Raw genomic sequence first — 4,377 nt, forward strand, 5'->3', positions numbered from 1 at the left:
ACAGTTGTTGATATGAATACAACTATTAATATCTTAAAAAATCAAGGTTTTCCATCTGAAAACATAAAATCTAAAGTTGTTCCTGAAGGCAAGCACAATGAGGAATTGTGGCGCACAAATGTTGAAGAAACCATTCTTTGGCTCTTTAAAGAAAAATTAAAACCTAGAACTTTTATTGATGCAAAACTTAATGAGAATCAACTGAAAATTAATGTTTCTGATGGTGCTTATAAAATCCATTTTTTATCATCAGAAATTGCAGAAACGACTTTTTTGCCTAAAGGTAAAAAAATAGCAAATCAAAAATCGCACACAGTTGTTTTAGAAAATAAATATTCAAATTTAGAGTATCAAGAAAATAATAATTTGCTAATACTTTCCTCCGAAAAATTATCAATAAAAATTACTAAAAGTCCTTTCAATATTTCTTATTGGCATCAAGGAGAAGAAATTACTTCAGAAAAAAATGGCTATCAAAACACTAATGATTTTGAAACAATTCGTTTTAGTTTAGATGATGATGAAGTCCTATATGGAGCAGGTTCAAGAGCTTTAGGGATGAACAGAAGAGGACACAGATTACAGCTATATAACAAAGCACATTATGGTTATGAAACCGAATCTAAATTGATGAATTATACAATTCCATTGGTAATTTCTTCCAAAAAATATATGCTCCATTTTGATAATGCACCAATTGGATATTTAGATTTAGACAGTAAAAAAGACAACTCTTTAACTTACGAAACCATTTCTGGCAGAAAAACATATCAAGTAATTGTTGGGGATTCTTGGATGGATTTAGTTGATAATTATACTGATTTAACAGGAAAACAGCCTTTACCTCCAAGATGGACTTTAGGTAATTTTTCTAGTAGATTTGGATATCATTCACAGAAAGAAACAATTACTACTATTAATAAATTTAAAGAAGAAAAAATACCTGTAGATGCTGTTATTTTAGACTTGTATTGGTTTGGGGAAACCTTAAAAGGAACTATGGGAAATTTGGAGGTTTACAAAGATTCTTTCCCAGATATGAGAGGGATGATTTCTCGCTTAAAAAACAAAGGGGTAAAAACAGTTTTAATAACAGAACCTTATATTTTATCAAATTCAAAAAAATGGGAAGAAGCAGATAAAAAACAAATTTTGGCAAAAGATACACTTGGCAATTCTGCAAAATATAATTTCTATTTTGGAAACACAGGTATCATAGATATCTATAAAAAAGAAGGTAGAGATTGGTTTTGGAATATTTATAAAGAAATCTATAATATAGGAGCAAAAGGTTTTTGGGGCGATTTAGGAGAACCAGAAGTTTTACCTTCTTGGGTTACTTTTAATGAAAATCAAAAAGCAGACGAAATTCATAATATCTATGGTCATAATTGGGCAGAATTAATTTTTGAAGGCTATAAAAAAGAATATCCAAATGAGCGTCCTTTTATTTTAATGCGAGCAGGAAGTTCTGGTTCGCAAAGTTTTGGAATGATTCCTTGGTCTGGAGATGTGAATAGAACTTGGGGAGGTTTACAATCTCAACCAGAAATTGCATTGCAAATGGGTATGCAAGGTTTGGGTTATATGCATTCTGATTTAGGTGGATTTGCAGGTAATAATTTAAATGATAATTTATACACACGTTGGTTGCAATATGGTGTTTTTCAGCCTATTTACAGGCCTCATGCACAAGAAGATGTACCAAGTGAACCTGTTTTTAGAAGTGATTTTGCAAAAAAGTATGCAAAAAAAGCTATTGAGTTACGTTACAAAATGTTGCCTTATAATTACAATTTAGCGTTTGAAAATAATCAAAAAGGAACACCTTTAATGCGTCCTATTTTCTTTGAAGAAGATGATACAAAACTGATGACAAATTCAGAAACCTATTTATGGGGAAAAGATTTTTTAATCACCCCCATTTTAAAAGACTCTATCAAAGCAAAAGAAATTTATTTTCCAAAAACATCCAATTGGTTTAATTTTTATTTTGATGAAGATAAAGTCAAAGGAGGACAAACAAAAAGAGTCAAAGTAAAAAAGAAATCTATACCAACTTATGTTAGAGGAGGTGCATTTATTTTGATGTCAGAATTGGTGCAAACTACAGATAATTACAAAGCAGATAAGTTAGTATTACATTATTATTTTGATAAGAAAGAGGAATCTAAAAGAACATTTTATAATGATGATGGATTAACTGCGAATGCTTATGAAAAAGGACAATACGAATTGTTAGAGTTTGAGGCAGAATTTTGTAAAAAATGGTTAGAAATTGATTTTGAGGCAGAATTTGGAAGCAACTGGAATCCATTAGAGAAAGACATAAAATTGGTGATTCACAACATCAATTGGAATCCTAAAAAAATAAAAGTTGATGGAAAAAGAAAACAATTTACGACAGTAAATAACACACTCATCATTCCTATAAAATGGAATTCTGCAAAAGAAATAAAAGTAAAAATAACATTAAACTAATTTTTAAAAATGAAAAATTTAATAGCATTTATTATAACTGTATCTATGCTTTCTGCTTGTAAACAAGAAAAAATAGAAGTAAGAATAGAGCGTAAAAAACTAGCACCAATTTCTAAATCTGATATGGAAAATGCTGTTATTTATGAAGCTAATATTCGTCAATATTCTCCTGAAGGAACTTTTGAAGAATTTACAAAAGACATTCCAGAAATAAAAAAATTAGGCGTAAAAGTTATTTGGTTAATGCCTATTTTTCCTATATCAGAAACAAAAAGGAAAGCTACAGGTGGTGCAAATAGTAAGTTTGCTTCAGATTTCCTTAAAGAAGAACAAAGCAAATATTTAGGAAGCTATTATGCAGTTTCAGATTTTACTAAAATAAACCCTGAGTTTGGTAACCTACAAGATTTTAGAAAACTGGTTAAAACCGCTCATGAAAATGGAATTTATGTTATTCTAGATTGGGTGCCAAATCATACAGGTTGGGATCATTCTTGGTTAAAAACAAATCCAGATTTTTATACTAAAAATGATAAAGGAGAAGTAATACACCCAAAAGACACAGATTGGACAGACGTTGCAGATTTAAATTACGATAATAAAAAACTACAAGAAACAATGATTTCTGATATGAAATATTGGATTGAAAAAGAAAATATAGATGGTTTTAGGTGTGATGTTGCTGGTTCTGTACCTACAGAGTTTTGGCAAAATGCTATTCCAAAATTAAGAGTAGAAAAAGATATTTTTATGTTAGCAGAGGCTTGGGAGCCAGAATTATTAAAAGACAATTTATTTGATATGGCTTATGCTTGGGATGGACATCATTTATTTAATGATTTAGCAAGCGGAAAAAAGACTATTAAAGATTTAAAAAAGTACATAGAATTTACCTATAATGAACGTTATGAAAAAGATGATATTTTAATGAATTTTGTTACAAATCATGATGAGAATTCTTGGAACGGAACTATTGAAGAAAGAATGGGTAAAAAAGCAGAGATTTTAACAGCCTTAAGTTATGTGCTTCCAGGAATGCCTCTAATTTATTCTGGTCAAGAATATGATTTAAAACATAGATTAAAGTTTTTCGAAAAAGATTCAATACCAAAAACCAAAGGAAAAATGTTTGGTTTGTTAGAAAAATTAGGCGAGTTAAAGAACTCTAATTCAGCTTTAAATGGAGGTAAAGAAAAGGCGAGTTTTGAAGTTTTAGACAGCAAGCCAGAAACCTTTATTTTAAAGAGAACAAAAGATAATAATACAGTTTTGTTTATTACTAATTTCTCTGATAATGGAGAAAAAATAGGAATTCCAATAAAAGGTGTTTTTAAAGATTACTTTTCAAATGAAAAGGTAGAGTTAAAAGGAGATGCTTTTGAAATTAATGCGTCTAGTTATAGAATTTTAGTAAAATAATTATGAGAAAAATCCTTTATATCTTCTGTTTTGCATTTGTTATTGCTTGTCAAGAAAAATCAGTAGAAAAAACTTCCAAAAAAAAAGCTAAAAAAGAATTTGTTTGGGAAGGAGCTAACATCTATTTCTTATTAACAGACAGATTTAATAATGGTGATACTTCAAATGACATCAATTTTGATAGAAATAAAAAAACTGGAAAATTGCGTGGTTTTGAAGGTGGAGATATTAAAGGAATTACCCAGAAAATTAAGGAAGGTTATTTTACCAAATTTGGAATCAACGCAATATGGATGACTCCAATTGTAGAGCAAATTCATGGAGGAACTGATGAAGGAACTGGATTAACTTATGGATTTCATGGTTATTGGACCAAAGATTGGACGAAAATTGATCCTAATTTTGGAACCAAAGAAGATTTAAAAGAATTGGTAGAAATAGCTCATAAAAACGGTATTCGTGTGTTGTTAGATGCAG

At 29.6% G+C, this 4,377-nt stretch carries 3 protein-coding genes; all 3 read left to right on the forward strand.

Annotated elements, in window-relative coordinates:
* Window positions 1-12 precede the first annotated feature (12 nt).
* Window positions 13-2,481 carry a TIM-barrel domain-containing protein gene (locus Q0L44_RS04960; protein WP_296636093.1) on the forward strand — a complete coding sequence of 823 codons (2,469 nt, stop codon included), beginning with the start codon at window positions 13-15 and terminating at the stop codon, window positions 2,479-2,481.
* Between the two features lie 9 nt (window positions 2,482-2,490).
* Window positions 2,491-3,900 carry an alpha-amylase family glycosyl hydrolase gene (locus Q0L44_RS04965; protein ID WP_296636087.1) on the forward strand — a complete coding sequence of 470 codons (1,410 nt, stop codon included), beginning with the start codon at window positions 2,491-2,493 and terminating at the stop codon, window positions 3,898-3,900.
* A 2-nt stretch (window positions 3,901-3,902) separates the two neighbouring features.
* Window positions 3,903-4,377, forward strand: a 475-nt coding sequence (locus Q0L44_RS04970; RefSeq protein WP_296636090.1) for an alpha-amylase family glycosyl hydrolase, incomplete at its 3' end; no start/stop codon positions are given.

The sequence above is a fragment of the Polaribacter sp. genome (genome assembly GCF_024639685.1).
Lineage (GTDB): Bacteria > Bacteroidota > Bacteroidia > Flavobacteriales > Flavobacteriaceae > Polaribacter.

What these genes read in the sequence shown, in the direction of transcription:
- Q0L44_RS04960 (WP_296636093.1), top strand. Translation starts at nt 13, where the DNA reads ATGAATACAACTATTAATATCTTAAAAAATCAAGGTTTTCCATCTGAA.
- Q0L44_RS04965 (WP_296636087.1), top strand. Translation starts at nt 2,491, where the DNA reads ATGAAAAATTTAATAGCATTTATTATAACTGTATCTATGCTTTCTGCT.